Here is a 17,280-nt window from a genome sequence, read left to right as displayed (position 1 = left end):
CCTGATATGGACTGTCATGGATGAATGCCAGCACCCTTACTTATTGCTAGAGTCATAATCAAAAAGAGCGGACCACCTGTGGTTTCATCAGCCCGATTGGGATTCGGATTTCTAGCTGACTGCAGGTTACTTTTTTTCACGCCCACGCTCTTTGGTTATAAAACTAACTTTATAAAAATGGCTGACTGAGCAGAACATTATCACCACACCCCCGTTAATGGTTTAAGACTCAGCCAGCCATTGTTTCTCTTCACACGTTCTCTTCACACATAAAAATCATTTTCTTTGGGTCTGAATAGCACTTTTGATTCTGTACTCGTCTATTTCATCATCCAATTCTGATAAGTCAGCCACCAGCTTCCCACGTTTAGCATAAAGCTCAAGCAGATGATCAACAGAAGATAATTTATCTTTCATCCAAGCAACGATATCTTCATCAGTGAAATTGGCTGGCGGTATGATTACTGGTTCAGTTGTCATAAATACACCTCTAAACATCGAAAGCGAAACTCAATTTGCTATATGTATTAAATATAACAATGAGTATTAATAATAGCAAATGCTATTTTTAGGTGTTTAATGTGAATTTATTTATCGTATTGATTTTTAATGATATATAGGTATTGCTAACGAGAAAAATAACATAAAGTATTATTTTTATTGAGGGTAATATTGCTTGATTTTGATAAAGAATATTTGCATTATAGTTAACCACTGTATATATAAACAGTGGTGATGGTATCTTAAAGGATTATGGAATGGTGGAAATTTTAGAAAGGGTAGGAGCAGGCTCGTACAGGAAGATAGTCGTTAGCGGAATGGCGTGTGAAGACTATCTTCTAAAATCACGAACAAGAAAAACAATAACCCCAAGAAAAACACTAGATGAAATGTCAATTAAAGGAACTCGTGAGTCATCAACAGCAAGGAAACCTTGAGCACCACCTTCAAGGAATTTATAAACAGAGAAAGAGCTACCTATTTGAGCAATTACCAGATCATCAGTACCAGGTTGTAGTTGAGTATCAACGATTGCAATGCTTCCAGCGGGAGCTTCTGAGCATCCGCTATTCTTTTTAAGTATATAAGCTTTATATGTTTTTAATGACTTTCCTACTGGTGACAATATTGCTTCTCCAGTGTAACCATTTTCATCCCACACAGGTATTTCTAGAGATCTATCAGCCCTAAACTGTGGAGTTGAATTAGGTGATTCCATTTCACCCACACCATTAGCCAGCCAATCAATGTTTACAGCTAATGCATTAGCAATATCCACTAATTTAGAAGAACCTTTCGCATTGCCATTAACCAATCTCCAAATTGTTGGTTGAGCAACACCTGACGCTTCTGCTAAAGCAGCTTGCGTCATATTTCCTCTTGTTTTCATCGCTAATTTTAAGCGTTCTGCAATTGTCGTTTTCATGTCACGAAATTTATAAGTTTGAGTATCGAAAATCAAATTGCAATTGCTATTGAATGTTTTAATACTCATTGCTATTATTTATCCATCTTTTATACGTTTGAGGTTATTTATGAAAAACAAAGCCATTGAAAAAGCAATAAGCATTGTTGGAAGCCAACAAAAGCTAGCTGCTTTATGTGGAGTGTCTCAACCAACGGTATGGCGCTGGCTTCACGGCGGTGGAATGGACTCTAAGTATGTCGTGAAAATTGTAAAAGCGACCAGTCACCAAGTTCGTGCTCAAGATATTTCTCCTGAATTAGGTGAGTTATTAGCTCAATAGATACAACTAAAACAATAGCAAAACCGATTAAAGCAGTTAACTACAAGAAATCATCAAGGGTGGTAGGAAATGAGTAACCAATCAATAAAACAGGTAGTGAAAGAAATGTGTGAGGCAACAGCTGGTGGACGTGAGGCAATGGCTGGTGCGCTTGGCCTGTCTTTAACGTCATTCAACAACAAGCTTTATGAGAAAAATGGTTGTCGCTCATTTGATTTAAACGAGTTGTTAGCGATGCAAGATATTTCTAAGACCGTTTTATTTGCTGAATTTGTCGCTCGTGAATCAAATCGTTTACTCGTTGACAGAATTAGTCCTGCGGAACTGGATGAAACGGAACTGTTTGTACTGCGTAGTGGTGTTGACGAAATGCAGGGACGTTTAGCCTTATTGATGAAAGATAGTTTAGCTGATGGCGTTATTGATGGTGATGAAGAGCAAAAGATAAAAATGATGTTGGATGGATTAATTTCACAGACCCGCACATTTATGAATGCGTTTGTTTCGTTACATCAAAAGAGAAATTAAAGATGGCTATATCCAGAAAGGGTGAAGCCAACGATGTACGGTCGCTGGCTTCGGTTTGCAAATTTCAATTGTGTGAAGAGAAATTAGCATGAGTAGATTATCAAACTTAGCATGCCGTACGCAAGTACGGGCTTCAATGCGTGATGGTCGTTTTGTCTATGAAATTAAAGTACCAGAAGGCTATGAAGAAACAAACTACCAATTTATGCGTTGGCTTGTAGATGATTTCAATTCAAAACATGGTTTAAGGGCGGGCAATGAACAATGAGAACCCAAACCAACTTGATCGCTACTACAAAAATCACAGGGGTATCGTTGTTCATGTTGTTCGTTATGACAGAGAAAAACAGCGTGTCATTTTTATGCTTGATGGTTGTGACGATCCGCAATGTGAACCCTTGCAACGATTCAAAGAGAAGTACACACGTATTAAGTAATGAGGTGGCAAGATGAGTTTATTATTACTAAAAAGTCGCCCTTTAGTCGTTATTCCTGAATTAGCGGTACGTCTTGGTTTAAATGAGGCGATGCTGTTACAGCAAATTCAATATTGGCTAACTGAAACTACTTCAGGTGTTGAATATGACGGCTCACGCTGGATTTATAACACAGTCGAAGAGTGGAAGAATCAATTTCCTTTTTTCTCTGAATCAACGATTAAACGTGCTTTTACTAATTTAAAAAAGCAGGGCGTTTTACGCATCGAGCAAATCAATAAATCGAACCATGACCGTACTAATTATTATGCGATTAACTACGATCACCACTTGCTGACCGATGAGGTCAATATGACCCAATCGAATAGTGATAACTCATCTGATCGAACAGTTCAAAATGACCTTATCGATAAGCGCAAATTGAAACCTTCAAACAGTTCAAAATGCGCTGTTCTGAACGGGTCAAAATGGCCTGTTCTTACAGAGAATACAACAGAGATTACTTCAGAGAGTACAACAGAGACTAACTCTTCTTGTCAGGTTCCTGCTGAACCCGACAACCAGCCTGAAAAACTAATTTTAGATTATTTCAACAAGGTGACAAATTCCAAATATCGTGAAGGGAAAACCACAACAGGGCATATCAAGGCTCGATTAGCAGAGGGATTTACTTCTGAAGACTTGATGTTAATTACGGATTACCTTACGGCCAAGTGGCAGAAAGATCCAAAAATGCGGGACTACTTACGCCCTAAAACATTATTCATTCCTGAAAACTGCATTGAATACCAAGACAAAGCCATTAAGTGGCGTGATGCTGGACGACCTGAATGTGTGAATGGTCGCTGGTTAAAGCCTGGTGAAATTTCAGTGGAAATTAATACAGTTGAGCGCGATGAAACTTTTAGAAAAATGTTCACATCCGGCTGGAAACCTGAGAACCGTATTCAAGCATTAGCGGTTGAGCAAGCAAAGAAAAATGGCATCGGTCGTATGAATGAAGTAGCTGGTTTAGCTTCATTTCGTGGTATCTGGAAACAGGCGACAGATCAAGTTGCACAGGAGGCTCAGTAATGATTGATTACGCACTGAAATTACAGGAATTAAAAAGCCAATCTTCTCATAAATTAAAAGAAATTGGCGATCAATGGCGAACACCTGAAAATCTGTATTGGGGTATCAATTCGCTCTATGGACCTTTCACGCTAGATCTCTTTACCGATGCACAAAACAGCAAATGCCCAAATTTTTACACTGTTGAAGATAACGCGCTTACTCAGGACTGGTCGGAAAAACTGAAAGAAATTGGCGGTGCAGCTTTTGCTAATCCACCATATTCACGTAGTTCATATCATGAAAAACAAGCTGTTACTGGTGTTAGACACATTATGAATCATGCGTTGGCGATGCGTGAAAAAGGCGGGCGCTATGTTTTCTTGTTGAAAGTGGCCACAAGCGAAACATGGTGGTGTGAAGAAGCCGATCATATTTGTTTTATTCGCGGTCGTGTTGGTTTTGATGTTCCACAATGGTTTGTTCCTGCAGATGAAAACCAAGTACCAACAGGGGCATTTTTTTCTGGTGCTATCGTGGTGTTTGATAAAACGTGGAATGGTAAAGCCATTGATTACATTCAACGTAGTGAGCTAGAGCAAATCGGCAAAACATTTATTGAACAAGCAAAATGGCTTGTATCGAGAGGTGTTGCATGAAAATCACAGAGCAAATCTTAGCGTTGTACAAAGTCGGTGAAGTAGTAGATCGCGACATTATTACTCGTGATTTAGAAACCACTTTAGGTGGTGCCTCTCGTGCACTTGCTCATCTCCATAGTCTCGGTGCATTAACCAGAGTTAGTGAAAAGTACCCGCTTTACTATCAAGTGACGAATGAGGCTAAAAGAGTTCATAACGCAATGATAGAGGAGCGTAAGTCAGGAGAATCCGTCTACCTCGAAAAGCTAAATGCTCAGAAAGCTAAAAAGAGAGGCGTTCCAACAATTATATGGGTAAAACACGCTACTTCTAATTTTTCGCAGATGGGTAAATTACCAACAGAGCCTTATGACTCATTAGTGAGAGCTGTAAGAGGTAATCACTAATGAACAATAAACACTGCCCGTTTTGTAACTCTAATAAATTAGAAGTCATGCAAGTGATGTTCAATACATTTACTCGTTGTAAGAAATGTGGGGCAAGAGGGCCTATTGCTAATGACTTCGAAGGTGCTTTGAACGCTTGGAATAAAAGAGAGGTGAGTAATGCTAACTAAATACGTGCTGTTTATAGGTTTTTGGTTTGTGGTGACATTACTGATTGGTTTATGGGGGACTTATGCCTGAACTCATACTCACATTGCCATTTCCACCCAGTGTTAACTCGTATTGGAGAAATACTCAAAGAGGAACCTTAGTCAGTGCAAAAGGGCGAGTCTTTAGAGCAAATGCGATTGCAGCAGTCTATGAACAATTAAAGCGTAGACCTAAGGCTATTGAGAGTGATTTGTTTGTTTCAGTGAAATTATATCCACCAACTAAGCAGGCTAGAGATATTGATAATTTCTTAAAAGCACCTTTTGATGCCCTTACTCATGCCGGTGTATGGGTGGATGATAAACAGATTAAAAAAATGGATGTTGAATGGATGGGCGTTATTAAAGGCGGGAAGCTTGAAATAACTATTCGTCAGCATAGTAAAAGCGTGATGTACGGTCACGAATAAAACGTGGAGAGAAATAGCATGAATGGATTAATTGTTATTGATGGTTTTCAGGTTCGTAGAGATGTAGCCGGTCGCTATTGTTTAAATGATTTACATCGAGTGTCAGGTGGTGAAAAACGCCATCAGCCATCGAATTGGAGTTCACTGGTTCAAACTAAAGAGTTAATTGATGAAATTTCGACCGCTCCTGAGATCACAGGAGCGCCTATTGTCACTGTGGCTGGTGGATATAACCAAGGTACTTATGTTTGCAAAGAATTAGTGTATGCCTACGCAATGTGGATTAGTGCTTCTTTTCATTTAAAAGTGATCCGTACCTTCGATGCTTTAATGTCACAACAGCACCAGGAGAAAATCAGCGATAAAGTGCAGGCGGGTGTGATACTACTTGAGTCAATGTCGAAAAGTTTAAACTTCTCGAATTCATCAAAATTAGGTGCTTATCAAAAATTACAGGCCATGGCGGGCTTACCTGAGTTAGCACCTGTTTATGCGATTGATGCGCCAAGTGGCTCCATGGATGGTTCCAGTCGTCCAACAGTTGCATTATCAACGCTGATCAACAAACACAACTTACCTATTTCAGCACAGCAAGCCTATAAACGATTAGCCGAACTAGGCATTGTTGAGCGTTTATCACGTCCAAGTACGAAAACTGCCAATAAAATGAAAGAGTTTTGGTCTGTTACGGCAAGAGGTTGTCAGTTTGGGAAGAATATGACCAGCCCTAATAATCCTCGTGAAACCCAACCGCATTTCTTTGAGAGTAAAACGGATGAATTGATCCGCATGGTGATGCTGAATAAACAGGTGAGTGCATGAAATTATTATTAACGCCTTATATTCAGCCAGAACTTGGTGTTGTGCTACTTAAACCTGGTGCTGAATTACTCGAGCAATTTAAAAAGCATCACCGCGTGATTATTAGTGATGTGCCAAAAAGTTTAGATGTGTTGCCATCAGGCGCATTAAAGGGTGATGAACAGCCGATTTTAAACAATAAGCACATCATTCAATTTCTCAATAGCAAAAAAGTGATCCACACCATTGATAAAGTGGCACCGATGGATTCGTGGGTTATTAGTAATATCAAATACTGTCAGATTGATAACGATGAAGATAATTATCATCACCATGAGTTAGTAACGACATTTAATGAGGCTGGCGTGATCCGCACTTGCTGGCATCACGATAATCATATTCGTCATTCATCAGCAGGTTGGGTTGCTGAATTAGCTCATAAAAATCGTATTAATTGGATGTTAGATACTATTCGTAGTCGTTTGAGATTAGATAATGGCCACCAACTGACAATACCTGATTTTTTCTCATTTGCAGTAATGCATAACTTGGTTGATGAATTGCCTGAACCAATATTACGCCAGATTTTAAATTGGTCAGATAAACAAGAAGAACGGAGAGTTCACGGCGGTTTTCCTGAAGCTGACATTATTCCAAGTAACGTAACCGCATTATCAGCAATGAATGAACGTTTAGATGCGATAAAGCCGATTATTAAAGTTGCTGTTGATCCTGAGCCACCAGCGTCGTTTCTGCTGAAGCCTAAAATGCAACGCTGGGAAAATACTAACTGGCTTCAATGGGTAAAGACTCAACCGTGTTGCGTGTGTGGGCAACAGGCTGATGATCCGCACCACATCATAGGTCATGGCATGGGAGGCATGGGTACTAAAGCTCACGACTTATTCACCATTCCATTGTGTCGTATTCATCATGACGAGTTGCATCGAGACCCGAAGCAATGGGAAGCCACTCACGGCAATCAAATCGAATTGTTGTTTCATTTTTTAAACCGTTCATTAGGCATCGGTGCATTTATTTAACGTGTGTACGGCACGAGTGGAGGAAATATGCCAATTTATGCGCATGACTTGGAATATTTAAGTGATATGGCATCGATAGCTACATCAAACTTAAGAGCTTCAACAAAGGGTCAGTTAGAAGCATTTGAAGATTTTGGGTTAACAGACACGAGAGCAACACCGAGAGTTAGAATGCGAGATTTAAAATTAAACGGACGTTTTGTTTGTCGTGATACTGATCCAATTTATGTATTAGAAACTCGCTGTCGTCGAACTCCAAAGCCGATGATAGATCCTGTGGATTTTTTATTATGCTCTTGGCGTAGGGCTATTAATGCATTAAGTGAAGAACAACACTCATGGATAATGTATTGTTATGGATATAGTTTGAAATTTGAGCATCAAGTGAATATCAGTGTTCATGTATGGTCTGAATTTGAAAAACAGCATAACGGTAAAAAGATAACTAAAAAGGTTAAAGAACGACTTAGATCATTAGTCTGGTTATCGGTTCAGACTTGCACTGGGCGTAATTATTCACAAACAGATCTGGCTCGCTTGGTGGGTGTTAAGCGTAATAATTGGAAAATGAATTATGATATATATTGGAATAGCCTTTTAGATATTTGTTGTGAGTTAGATAAGTCGGCATTACTTTCTATGAAGCGAGTTAGAATCGAGTTTATTAATAAAAATAATCACGACAACTTGCAAAAATGAACAAAATAGGTCATATTTAAGTCTAATTTGGTATATTGCCAAAATTGTTTATAACCTCGCTTCGGCGGGGTTTTTTATTATCTAAAATAAGGAACGAAATTATGTACGCACTTAAATTAATTACTGAACGTGAAGGTCGTAAAGTGGAAGAAGTCCACTGCTTAGGGGAAATGTACCGCCTAGAGTTTTACCCAGAATCAGAAAATAAAGATATCGTGGCGAGAGTTGAGCACACAAGGAAAGATGCCATCCCATCATTTGATATTAATCGAACAGATCATGCTTACATTACGACAGTAACAGGCGATACTGTTCGGGTTATTTCCAGAGGCAGAAAAGCTTGCCAGTAAGGTCACTTAGGTGGCCTTTTTTATTGGAGAAAATATGAAAAATTTATTTATTAATCTATGTGTAAAGCTATCTGGTAAGACTAAAGAGCAATTAAATCTAGCTTGGTCATTTCATTATTTCGTTACCCGATCTAAATATAAAGCTTATTGGCGAGCCGTATTTCATTAATTATCGAAAACCTCATGCAGAGATATCGATAATTGCACACTAGGTGGAGTTGTGCCCACCATCTATTTATATGCAGACCACAGTATCAATCACACACTAATCACTTCACACAAGAGCTGTGTGTCTGCACCTTTTTAACCAAATAACAGGACTACACACATGAATGAGCCGTTAACGGGCACTACAACAGCATCGCTAGCGGGCGTTTCAATTGTGGGCCTGTTTGCTGGTATGGATGCTGGCGTTGTTATTGGGGCGTTTGCAGGAGCAGTTATTTTTGTTTTATCTGCTCATGATATTCGTCTATTAAAGCGTTGGACTTATTTTGCGGTTGCGTTCCTTATTGGTATTTATGGCGCTGATTTTATGTCAGGTATTCTTAGCGATATAACTGGTGGGCGTGATGTCGATAAGTCAGTAGGAGCAATGTTTTCGTCAGCAGGGCTGGTAGGGGTTTTGGTCTCAATATCAAAACCTGGTGCAATGACTGACGGAATAAATAAGTTTATTAATAATCTGATAGATAAATTCAGAGGAGGTGGCAGATGACCATCTCAATGTTTTGGATTTACATCAATTTCTTTTCTTGTTTACTCGCAGTGATTCGACTCATTAATTATCGACGTAATGGCGCTCAATATAAATTTGGGGCGTCATTCATTGCGTGGGTATTAATTATCTTATTGGGTTCGGTGCCATTGCGGATCTTAATAGATGATTATTCTCATGCTGACCCATTTGAAGTCGGTATTAATTTATCGTTATGCATACTCATCTTATTGAGTCGCGGAAACATAATGCAAATATTCAGAGGTGTTAGGCATGGCAAAGATGGCTCGCGGTGAACGTAATAATAACCCCGGCAACATTGACTATAATCCACATAATAAATGGAAAGGTTTGGTCGGTATTGAAACAGGAGTGCCTAATCCTCGATTCTGTGTCTTTGAGTCGCCAGAATACGGCATCCGAGCAATTTATAAGTTAACCCAAACCTATCAACGTAAATATGGTTTGAACTCAGTATCAGCAATCATTAATAAGTATGCACCGCCAGTTGAGAACAACACGAATGGTTATATTAGCCGTGCATCAAAAGAGATTGGTGTTGGTATTAATGACAAGATAGATACTCAATCAAAGTCAGTTGCTATCTCTTTAGCAAAAGCAATCGTGGGCGTTGAGTTGGGCTATCAACCGTATTCACAAAAAGTCTTTGAAGATGCTTGGTTGTTACTTTAACTCAATAATTAATCCTATCTCATAGCCTCGCATTTGCGGGGCTTTTTTGTATTTACGTTTACGTTCTGTGCATAGCACGCACATTTAAATAACCAAGAGCCTACAGAAAGTGAGCCTGAGAACTGCCGTTATAGCTGGCAAGCTCTCTTGGGGCGGCTTTTCTGTGCTAACAGGCTCCCTTTCTATAGGAAATATGCAATGAAACACCCAAAAGTCATAATTAATGGTGTGTCAGTACGAGTTGATAACGTAGGTCGATATAACCTAAATGATCTGCATGCAGCTGCTGTGCTAAAAGGAGAGGCAGATGAATCTCAACGACCGAATAAATTTGTTAGAAGTGCATCAGTTAAGCGCTTTATTTTGGCTCTTGATGCCAGACGACAAAAAAGTCGTCTGAAAGAAAATCAGTCACTTAAGGTTGTTAATGGTGGTAATGAACAAGGTGTCTGGGCTGTTGAACTTCTTGCCATCCGTTATGCCGCATGGATTAAGCCCGAATTTGAAATCAGTGTGTATGAAACATTCCGTGAGGCAACGCTTAATGGAATTTCAAATATGACTAAGCTAAATCGTCTTGATTTACAAATTAGTAATGAAAAGGGGGAGCTTAGTTACTGCGGTAAACGAATGAATAATTGGGGGGTCGGTGGACGCAAGAAAATGCTTGAAACGGCAAGGCTGAATATTATTGCTCAAATGGATCCTGATTTGGTGTCATTAATGGAAAGGGAAGAGTAATGAGCGATATGTGGGGAAATGATCTAGATAAGAAAATTAAAACGGTTTCTTACATCGTCTGTGAATTGTTCTTAATCAGGCAGGTAGCTATGCACTGCCGCCCTATTTTTAGAACCTCATTAGGAGACATTAGGTTTGGCGTAGAATCATTACAGAGCTTCCTTCTTTCTTACTATAGCGCAGGAATGTTATCTGATTTTGATATCGCAATGCATTTCATGTCCATGTTGAAAAATAACACAGAGGCAGAACCTAGTGTCATTATTTCTCTATTCCCTAACCATAACTTAACGGATGAAGCTATAGAAGAAATATCAGGACTCCTAGAAGATTTAGCTCAAATGGAAACAGATACAAAAAAGGGAAGATTAAAAGCATTCAGCCTGCAAGGTTGCATGCACTGATATGAGGAGCCTCCGGTTTTAGAGTCTCCTTTTTCTTTTTTTTGAAAAGAGGTGTCCTTGATTTCAAGGAGATGAAATAACCATGAATATGTTAACTAAACTTTTAGCTGGTGGCTTTCTCATTCTTATATTCTGGCTATGGTGGGTAATAGATGACTACGGCAAACTGAGCAAAGATTACAACACAGCAACCAATCAGTTATCTCAGCAAGTCGAAATCAACAAAGACTATCAATCTCGTATCACTCGATTAAACCAACTCGATATTCGTCACTCACAGGAGCTAGCCAGTGCAAAGAATGAAATCGACACTCTTCGTGATGCTGTTAGCTCTGGTTCTAAGCGGGTGTACATCAAAGCCGAGTGTCCAAAGAGCACCAGTAATCCCACCACCAGCATGGATGATGCAACCACCGCCCGACCTACTGACACCGCTATCAGAAATTATTGGTTACTCCGAGAGCGAATTGCAGAATCAGAGCAAGTGATATTGGGATTACAGGATTATATTAGGACGGAGTGTGTGAACTAAAAAAAGCCCTACGTAGGGTACGAGGGCAAACTAACAAGATATCAATTAAAGTATAGCGATGTTTACTTAGTATAGCTTAGGTAAATATATATACCAGATTGATTATTCTTATCTATCTCCTACCTAAATAAACAGCGCAATATAAAAATAACCCTGTGAGTTTGATTTCACAGGGCGGCTGAATTTAAGCAAAAAATAAATACATATTAATCATACTGCTATTTTTATTTCGTGCCAATAGAAGAAAACGTAGCGTTGTCGTTGTCTCCTATGTTAGCCATGACCTGTTTTATTCTCGACAGATAGCGCATAGTGAGAATCAAAAACAATGAATACCACCATTTTGTTATTTTTCGGTCATTATCAGCAACGTCAGCTGTAGGTAGAAGAAACGGCGTGACTATGGAGAGACATAATATATTAATTCTACAAACGTCATTCATTGAGTGGCGTTGATAGAGTTTGTATCGATAGCCATCAGTTAATAACTGGTGGTTTTTTTATTGGAGATAGATATGTCAGATAACACTATTCAATTAAAAGTCTCAGTAGATACAAGTGAGTTAGATAAGCTAGAAGAGCAACTCACTCGCATTAAGCAACTAATGCAAGATGTAGGTATGAAACCTAAATCAATTCCACCTTTCTTCATTCAATCCTCAGGTGAGTTTTTTATTAAAGATGCCCTTATTAATTCGGCTGTGTTCAATGGTGTGCTTGTCAGTAATAAGCTAGAGCAGGACGCTAAGGCTGAGTTGGCAGATTTACGCATGCGAGCCAATAGTCAAGATATTGCTATCACTGAGCTTAAGAAAGCAATGGAAACTCAGCATCAAGCGTGGGCACAAGCTGTGAGTGAACTAAATAACAGAACGTGGTGCAGTCAGAAGTAAAGGTGAAAATACCCTATGTTCAATAAAGGGTATTATTCTCCTCTTTAAATTATAGGAAATAACATGCCACCTCGCATACCTCGCGCATGTCGCAAACAAGGATGCGCCAAGACAACAACAGAACGCAACGGTTACTGTGAAGATCATCAGAACCTAGGATGGGAAATGCACCAGCGTGGTAAGTCTCGTCATCAACGTGGTTATGGTACCCAATGGGATAAGCTACGAGCACGTATACTCAAGCGTGATAAGTATCTCTGTCAAGAATGCCTAAGATCAGGACGAGCCACCGAAGCGAAAACAGTGGACCATATCATTGCCAAAGCACATGGGGGTACCGATGATGATAGTAACCTGCAAAGCCTGTGCTGGTCCTGTCATAGAGCTAAGACAGCAAAGGAAAGAATAAAATGACGCAAGATGAGCAGACCTTACTTATGTTTAAAGGGTTGGTTGCTGAACTTCCCGAACAAAGCAAAGTGAAGGTTGAACATTGTATTACTGAAATAAAAAAGTTACTGACTAAATACCCTGATGGTGAAGCATTGCTTGCTGTGGGCTATATCGGTGCAGAACAGCAGATGAAAGGTAATCTTGGTCAAGGATAACAGTGCCATTCCTCATAGGGGAGGGGCGGGTCAAATCCCTACCACTCTCGCCACCTAGGACCGCCCCCTTAAGTCAATTTTTATACCCGCGAAAAATGAAATTAAAACTGGCTAATTGTTTAGCCATATTTATGCATCGGATCCTGAATTATTTGGAGGTTTATTTATGGCTGGCACTCCGGGCAAATCTGGTCGTCGCCCGAAGCCTACCGCCAGAAAAGAATTGGCCGGTAATCCGGGAAAACGAGCACTCAATAAAGACGAGCCGGTATTCACACCACTAAAAGGCGTGGCGCCACCAGATTGGTTTACCGAAAACAAACTAGAGCTTGCTGTTGTTATGTGGGAAGTCACAATCAAGGAGCTTTGTGGTCAAGGCATATTATGTATTACCGATCTCGCTGTGCTTGAGCGTTGGTGTGTCGCCTATCATATTTGGCGTAATGCGGTAATTGCGATCATGCGTGATGGTACTCGCTTAATTGGCGCCACGGGAGGGCCAATAAAAAACCCTGATTTAACGACAAAAAAAGAACAAGAAAGTGAAATGGATCGCACGGGCGCAATGTTGGGTTTAGATCCGAGTAGTCGTCAGCGATTAATTGGCCTTGCGGGGCAAAAAAAGCAAGATAACCCCTTTATGAGGATTATTTCATCATGAGTCGTAAATCTTACCCGAACGTCAATGCGGCAAATCAATATGCGCGTGATGTGGTGCGTGGCAAGATTGTGGCATGTCAGTATGTGATTGATGCCTGTCAGCGACATATTGATGATATGGCACAAGAGAAATCGCGAAAATTTCGCTATCGATTTGATAAGGATTTAGCCGAGCAAGCTGCAAAGTTTATTCAGTTATTGCCCCACACCAAAGGTGAGTGGGCATTTAAACGAATGCCTATTACGCTTGAACCTTGGCAACTCTTTATTGTTTGCAGTGCATTTGGGTGGGTTCAAAAAGGAACAAAACTTCGTCGCTTTCGTGAGGTGTATACCGAAATTCCGCGTAAAAATGGGAAATCAGCTATTTCCGCAGGCGTTGCGCTGTATTGCTTTACTTGTGATAACGAATTTGGTGCGGAGGTTTATTCTGGTGCTACGACAGAAAAACAAGCATGGGAAGTATTTAGACCAGCTAAGTTGATGTGTAAACGCACTCCGTTGTTAACCGAGGCATTTGGCATTGAGGTTAATGCAAAAAACATGAATCGCCCTGAAGATGGGGCGCGTTTTGAACCGCTGATTGGTGACCCAGGTGATGGTCAGTCTCCACATTGTGCAATCGTGGATGAATACCATGAGCATGATACTGACTCCCTTTACACAACAATGCTAACCGGAATGGGGGCAAGACGTCAGCCGTTGATGTGGGCTATCACAACGGCGGGTTATAATATCGAAGGGCCTTGTTACGATAAGCGCCGTGAAGTGATCGAAATGCTCAATGGAACAGTGCCTAATGATGAATTATTTGGTGTCATTTATACCGTTGATGAAAAAGATGATTGGACTGATCCGAATACACTGAAGAAAGCTAATCCCAATATGGGGGTTTCTGTTTATAGTGAGTTTCTTATTAGTCAGCAAAATAGAGCTAAAAATAACCCTCGATTAGCCAGTATTTTCAAAACTAAACATTTAAATATTTGGGTTTCTGCTCGTTCGGCTTTCTTTAACATGTTGAGTTGGCGAGCGTGTGAAGATAAAACACTCACGTTAGAGATGTTTGAAGGTCAGTCTTGCTATCAAGCTCTTGACTTAGCTAGAAAAATCGATATGAATTCGCGGGTAAAGTTGTTTACTCGTGAAATAGAAGGCAAACGTCATTATTACTGCATTTCACCCAGTTTTTATGTGCCCTACAATGCAGTTTTTAGTGCTGATATTGAAAATCAGCGTACTGCAGAGCGATTTAAAAAATGGGTAGAAACAAAACATTTAACCCTCACTGATGGCGCGGAGATTGATTACCGCGTTATTTTGGAAGATGCAATAGCAGATAACCTCAATACACCCATTAGTGAAAGCCCAATTGACCCTCATGGAGCAACTAACTTATCGCATCAGTTAGCCGATGAAGGGCTAAACCCTATCACAATCGTTCAAAACTACACAAATATGTCAGATCCAATGAAAGAGCTTGAAGCTGCAATTGCTTCTGGGCGCTTTCATCATGATGGTAATCCGATTATGACATGGTGTATGGGGAATGTGGTTGGTAAATATCTACCAGGTAATGACGATGTGGTGAGGCCCATTAAAGAGCAGAACGAGAACAAAATTGACGGTGCAGTTGCATTAATTATGGCAATTGGGCGAGCAATGCTACATGAAGAGCGTGACTTCCTTTCCTCTTTAGATCCTAACGAAGACCTTTTATTCCTATGAAAAACTTATTTCTCGATATCACTGCATTAGTTGGTTTCAGTGCGGTGATGGCAGGCTGTTATCTAAATTACGGGCTCCCCAATACATTAATTATCGGCGGTTCAGTGCTGGTGGTTTATGCATTAGTGGCAGCGATGAGGGGGAAGCGTGCTAATTGATGCTCTGTTTCGCAACGACTCACCCAGTTTAGAGAACCCTAACACACCGATTACGGCTGACTCTATTGATAATGACGGATTATTTACGGCTGATGTATATGTTAGCCCTGAAACATCCATGAAATTAGCAGCAGTCTATGCCTGTATTTATGTGCTTTCATCGTCTATTGCCCAGATGCCACTGCATGTAATGCGAAAATCAGGTAATAGGGTAGAAACTGCGCGTGATCATCCTTTGTTTTATTTAGTTCATGATGAGCCTAACGAGTGGCAAACCAGCTATAAATGGCGTGAAACAAAAGAGCGTCATGTGTTGGGTTGGGGAAATGGTTATACCCAAGTTATTCGTAACCGAAAAGGCGAGGTGACAAATTTAGAAGCTTGTATGCCGTGGGAAACGACACTGCTTAATACCGGTGGTCGATATACGTATGGCGTTTATAACGAATTGGGTAATTTTGCCATTAGCCCTGATGACATGATCCATATTCGGGCGTTGGGGAACAATCAAAGAATGGGAATTAGTCCCATCATTCAACATGCGGAAACCATTGGCATGGGAATGAGTGGGCAGAAGTACACTAGCTCCTTCTTTGGGGGAAATGCTCGTCCTGCGGGGATTGTTTCAGTAAAAGGAGATTTACAGAAAGACGGCTGGATCAGACTGAAAGATATGTGGCAAAAAGCATCTCGAATGTTACGTAGCCAAGAAAATAAAACCATGCTTTTACCTGCGGATCTGGATTACAAGGCGCTGACGGTTTCGCCTGTTGATGCTCAATTGATTGATATGCTGAAACTTAATCGCTCAATGATTGCAGGGATCTTCAATGTGCCGGCTCACATGATTAACGACCTCGAAAAAGCCACTTTCTCAAACATCTCAGAGCAATCCATCCAGTTTGTACGACATACCATCATGCCGTGGGTAGTGAACTGGGAGCAGGAATTAAACCGACGTTTGTTTACTCGACAAGAGCGAACGGCTGGCTTTTATGTGCGATTTAATTTAGCGGGATTACTACGTGGAACACCAAAAGAACGTGCTGATTTCTACCACTTTGCGATTACAGATGGTTGGATGAGCCGTAATGAGGCGCGTGCCTTTGAGGATATGAATCCTGTTGATGGTCTTGATGAAATGTTAGTGAGCGTCAATGCCACTCAGTTCGCAGGGGGAAAAACAGAAGAATCGAAAGGGGATAACGATGAGCAGTGAAAAAGAAACACGATGTTATGTCGGTGAGGTTCGGGCGGAAGCAGGAGAAGAAAATAAACCGACACATATCGTGGGTTTAGGCTCTGTTTTCGATTCCCGATCTGAGCTGATTTACGGGTTCCGTGAAATCATTAAGCCGGGCGCATTTGATGATGTACTCAATGATGATGTGCGTGGGTTATTTAATCACGATCCAAATTATATTTTAGGGCGAACAACCGCAGGCACATTATCGCTTAGCGTCAATGAACGTGGGCTTGTTTACGATATTACGGCACCTGATACACAAACCATTCGTGATTTAGTGTTGGCACCGATGCAACGTGGCGATATCAACCAAAGTTCTTTTGCCTTTCGTGTAGCCAGAGATGGCGAGGATTGGTACCAAGATGATGAGGGGGTTGTTATTCGTGAAATAACACGATTTTCTCGGCTCTATGATGTCAGTCCTGTCACCTATCCTGCGTATCAAGATGCAGACTCGGCAGTTCGTTCAATGAATGCGTGGAAAGAAGCCAGAGACAGTGGCGATCTCCAAAAGGCAATTAATCAAAAATTGGCGCGAGAGCGTCTTATGACTTTACTTAATGCATAAGGTAA

29 protein-coding genes are annotated in these 17,280 nt (G+C 40.5%); 27 read left to right on the top strand and 2 right to left on the bottom strand.

The genetic code is table 11. The features are described 5' to 3' along the window. Positions 1-276 precede the first annotated feature (276 nt). Together JEP36_RS12520 and JEP36_RS12515 are read right to left on the bottom strand one after the other, a co-directional pair. Complete coding sequence (locus tag JEP36_RS12520) at positions 277-480, bottom strand: hypothetical protein (RefSeq protein WP_198630290.1); 204 nt, start codon at positions 478-480, stop codon at positions 277-279. Between the two features lie 352 nt (positions 481-832). Continuing rightward, entirely contained in the window at positions 833-1,495 is a 663-nt protein-coding gene (locus tag JEP36_RS12515) for a helix-turn-helix domain-containing protein (protein ID WP_198630289.1), read from the bottom strand. 40 nt (positions 1,496-1,535) lie between these two features. On the opposite strand from JEP36_RS12515, the gene JEP36_RS12510 reads away from it, so the two are divergent. From JEP36_RS12510 to JEP36_RS12380, 27 genes are all read left to right on the top strand, one after another. After that, on the top strand, positions 1,536-1,748 hold the full coding sequence (locus tag JEP36_RS12510) for a YdaS family helix-turn-helix protein (RefSeq protein WP_109395844.1): 213 nt from the start codon (positions 1,536-1,538) through the stop codon (positions 1,746-1,748). A gap of 69 nt (positions 1,749-1,817) precedes the next feature. Further along, on the top strand, positions 1,818-2,276 hold the full coding sequence (locus tag JEP36_RS12505; RefSeq protein WP_198630288.1) for a YmfL family putative regulatory protein: 459 nt from the start codon (positions 1,818-1,820) through the stop codon (positions 2,274-2,276). Between the two features lie 88 nt (positions 2,277-2,364). Beyond that, entirely contained in the window at positions 2,365-2,544 is a 180-nt protein-coding gene (locus JEP36_RS12500; RefSeq protein ID WP_109395845.1) for a hypothetical protein, read from the top strand. After that, positions 2,534-2,713 (top strand): DUF4222 domain-containing protein, encoded by a 180-nt coding sequence (locus JEP36_RS12495; protein ID WP_069369408.1) that lies wholly within the window; start codon positions 2,534-2,536, stop codon positions 2,711-2,713. Before JEP36_RS12500 ends, JEP36_RS12495 begins: the two co-directional genes overlap by 11 nt. Before the next feature lie 12 nt (positions 2,714-2,725). Further along, the gene (locus tag JEP36_RS12490; protein ID WP_198630287.1) at positions 2,726-3,787 is read left to right on the top strand and encodes a conserved phage C-terminal domain-containing protein; all 1,062 of its coding nucleotides are present in this window, start codon (positions 2,726-2,728) and stop codon (positions 3,785-3,787) included. Then, on the top strand, positions 3,787-4,425 hold the full coding sequence (locus tag JEP36_RS12485) for a phage N-6-adenine-methyltransferase (protein ID WP_198630286.1): 639 nt from the start codon (positions 3,787-3,789) through the stop codon (positions 4,423-4,425). The genes JEP36_RS12490 and JEP36_RS12485 overlap by 1 nt, the downstream gene beginning before the upstream one ends. Continuing rightward, positions 4,398-4,814, top strand: coding sequence for a hypothetical protein (locus tag JEP36_RS12480; RefSeq protein ID WP_232805459.1), 417 nt, complete (start codon positions 4,398-4,400; stop codon positions 4,812-4,814). The genes JEP36_RS12485 and JEP36_RS12480 overlap by 28 nt, the downstream gene beginning before the upstream one ends. Further along, complete coding sequence (locus JEP36_RS17935) at positions 4,814-4,984, top strand: Lar family restriction alleviation protein (RefSeq protein ID WP_198630285.1); 171 nt, start codon at positions 4,814-4,816, stop codon at positions 4,982-4,984. Before JEP36_RS12480 ends, JEP36_RS17935 begins: the two co-directional genes overlap by 1 nt. Before the next feature lie 62 nt (positions 4,985-5,046). Beyond that, positions 5,047-5,433 carry a RusA family crossover junction endodeoxyribonuclease gene (locus tag JEP36_RS12470; RefSeq protein ID WP_198630284.1) on the top strand — a complete coding sequence of 129 codons (387 nt, stop codon included), beginning with the start codon at positions 5,047-5,049 and terminating at the stop codon, positions 5,431-5,433. Positions 5,434-5,451: 18 nt separating this feature from the next. After that, positions 5,452-6,255: a KilA-N domain-containing protein gene (locus JEP36_RS12465; RefSeq protein ID WP_198630283.1), complete on the top strand. Its 804-nt coding sequence runs from the start codon at positions 5,452-5,454 to the stop codon at positions 6,253-6,255. Continuing rightward, positions 6,252-7,277, top strand: a complete 1,026-nt coding sequence (locus JEP36_RS12460) for a DUF968 domain-containing protein (protein WP_198630282.1) — start codon at positions 6,252-6,254, stop codon at positions 7,275-7,277. The genes JEP36_RS12465 and JEP36_RS12460 overlap by 4 nt, the downstream gene beginning before the upstream one ends. 27 nt (positions 7,278-7,304) lie before the next feature. Beyond that, positions 7,305-7,976 carry a bacteriophage antitermination protein Q gene (locus JEP36_RS12455; protein ID WP_198630281.1) on the top strand — a complete coding sequence of 224 codons (672 nt, stop codon included), beginning with the start codon at positions 7,305-7,307 and terminating at the stop codon, positions 7,974-7,976. 101 nt (positions 7,977-8,077) lie between these two features. Then, on the top strand, positions 8,078-8,326 hold the full coding sequence (locus JEP36_RS12450) for a hypothetical protein (protein WP_115370633.1): 249 nt from the start codon (positions 8,078-8,080) through the stop codon (positions 8,324-8,326). Positions 8,327-8,654: 328 nt separating this feature from the next. Then, positions 8,655-9,044, top strand: coding sequence for a putative holin (locus JEP36_RS12445; RefSeq protein ID WP_109373189.1), 390 nt, complete (start codon positions 8,655-8,657; stop codon positions 9,042-9,044). Beyond that, positions 9,041-9,340: a phage holin family protein gene (locus JEP36_RS12440; protein ID WP_198630280.1), complete on the top strand. Its 300-nt coding sequence runs from the start codon at positions 9,041-9,043 to the stop codon at positions 9,338-9,340. The genes JEP36_RS12445 and JEP36_RS12440 overlap by 4 nt, the downstream gene beginning before the upstream one ends. Further along, entirely contained in the window at positions 9,318-9,737 is a 420-nt protein-coding gene (locus JEP36_RS12435) for a structural protein (protein ID WP_198630279.1), read from the top strand. Before JEP36_RS12440 ends, JEP36_RS12435 begins: the two co-directional genes overlap by 23 nt. Before the next feature lie 198 nt (positions 9,738-9,935). Then, positions 9,936-10,478 (top strand): KilA-N domain-containing protein, encoded by a 543-nt coding sequence (locus JEP36_RS12430; protein WP_198630278.1) that lies wholly within the window; start codon positions 9,936-9,938, stop codon positions 10,476-10,478. Then, complete coding sequence (locus JEP36_RS12425; RefSeq protein ID WP_232805458.1) at positions 10,478-10,882, top strand: hypothetical protein; 405 nt, start codon at positions 10,478-10,480, stop codon at positions 10,880-10,882. Before JEP36_RS12430 ends, JEP36_RS12425 begins: the two co-directional genes overlap by 1 nt. A gap of 82 nt (positions 10,883-10,964) precedes the next feature. Continuing rightward, a complete protein-coding gene (locus tag JEP36_RS12420) occupies positions 10,965-11,414 on the top strand; it encodes a lysis protein (RefSeq protein WP_198630277.1) in 450 nt (149 codons plus the stop codon). Between the two features lie 515 nt (positions 11,415-11,929). Continuing rightward, on the top strand, positions 11,930-12,307 hold the full coding sequence (locus tag JEP36_RS12415) for a hypothetical protein (RefSeq protein ID WP_198630276.1): 378 nt from the start codon (positions 11,930-11,932) through the stop codon (positions 12,305-12,307). A 63-nt stretch (positions 12,308-12,370) separates the two neighbouring features. Then, entirely contained in the window at positions 12,371-12,721 is a 351-nt protein-coding gene (locus JEP36_RS12410) for an HNH endonuclease (RefSeq protein ID WP_198630275.1), read from the top strand. Then, on the top strand, positions 12,718-12,915 hold the full coding sequence (locus JEP36_RS12405) for a hypothetical protein (RefSeq protein WP_109850079.1): 198 nt from the start codon (positions 12,718-12,720) through the stop codon (positions 12,913-12,915). Before JEP36_RS12410 ends, JEP36_RS12405 begins: the two co-directional genes overlap by 4 nt. Positions 12,916-13,081: 166 nt before the next feature. Beyond that, the gene (locus JEP36_RS12400) at positions 13,082-13,576 is read left to right on the top strand and encodes a phage terminase small subunit P27 family (protein ID WP_198630274.1); all 495 of its coding nucleotides are present in this window, start codon (positions 13,082-13,084) and stop codon (positions 13,574-13,576) included. After that, a complete protein-coding gene (locus JEP36_RS12395; RefSeq protein ID WP_161769682.1) occupies positions 13,573-15,303 on the top strand; it encodes a terminase large subunit in 1,731 nt (576 codons plus the stop codon). The genes JEP36_RS12400 and JEP36_RS12395 overlap by 4 nt, the downstream gene beginning before the upstream one ends. Beyond that, positions 15,300-15,461, top strand: a complete 162-nt coding sequence (locus tag JEP36_RS12390) for a hypothetical protein (RefSeq protein ID WP_198630273.1) — start codon at positions 15,300-15,302, stop codon at positions 15,459-15,461. Before JEP36_RS12395 ends, JEP36_RS12390 begins: the two co-directional genes overlap by 4 nt. Further along, positions 15,451-16,680 (top strand): phage portal protein, encoded by a 1,230-nt coding sequence (locus JEP36_RS12385; RefSeq protein ID WP_198630272.1) that lies wholly within the window; start codon positions 15,451-15,453, stop codon positions 16,678-16,680. The genes JEP36_RS12390 and JEP36_RS12385 overlap by 11 nt, the downstream gene beginning before the upstream one ends. After that, entirely contained in the window at positions 16,670-17,275 is a 606-nt protein-coding gene (locus tag JEP36_RS12380; RefSeq protein WP_006533922.1) for an HK97 family phage prohead protease, read from the top strand. Before JEP36_RS12385 ends, JEP36_RS12380 begins: the two co-directional genes overlap by 11 nt. Positions 17,276-17,280: the final 5 nt, after the last annotated feature.

The sequence above is a fragment of the Proteus sp. PR00208 genome, from assembly GCF_016238545.1.
Taxonomy (GTDB): Bacteria; Pseudomonadota; Gammaproteobacteria; order Enterobacterales; family Enterobacteriaceae; genus Proteus.
Note: the sequence above shows the minus strand (reverse complement) of the source record. Positions and strands in the feature narration are given on the sequence as shown.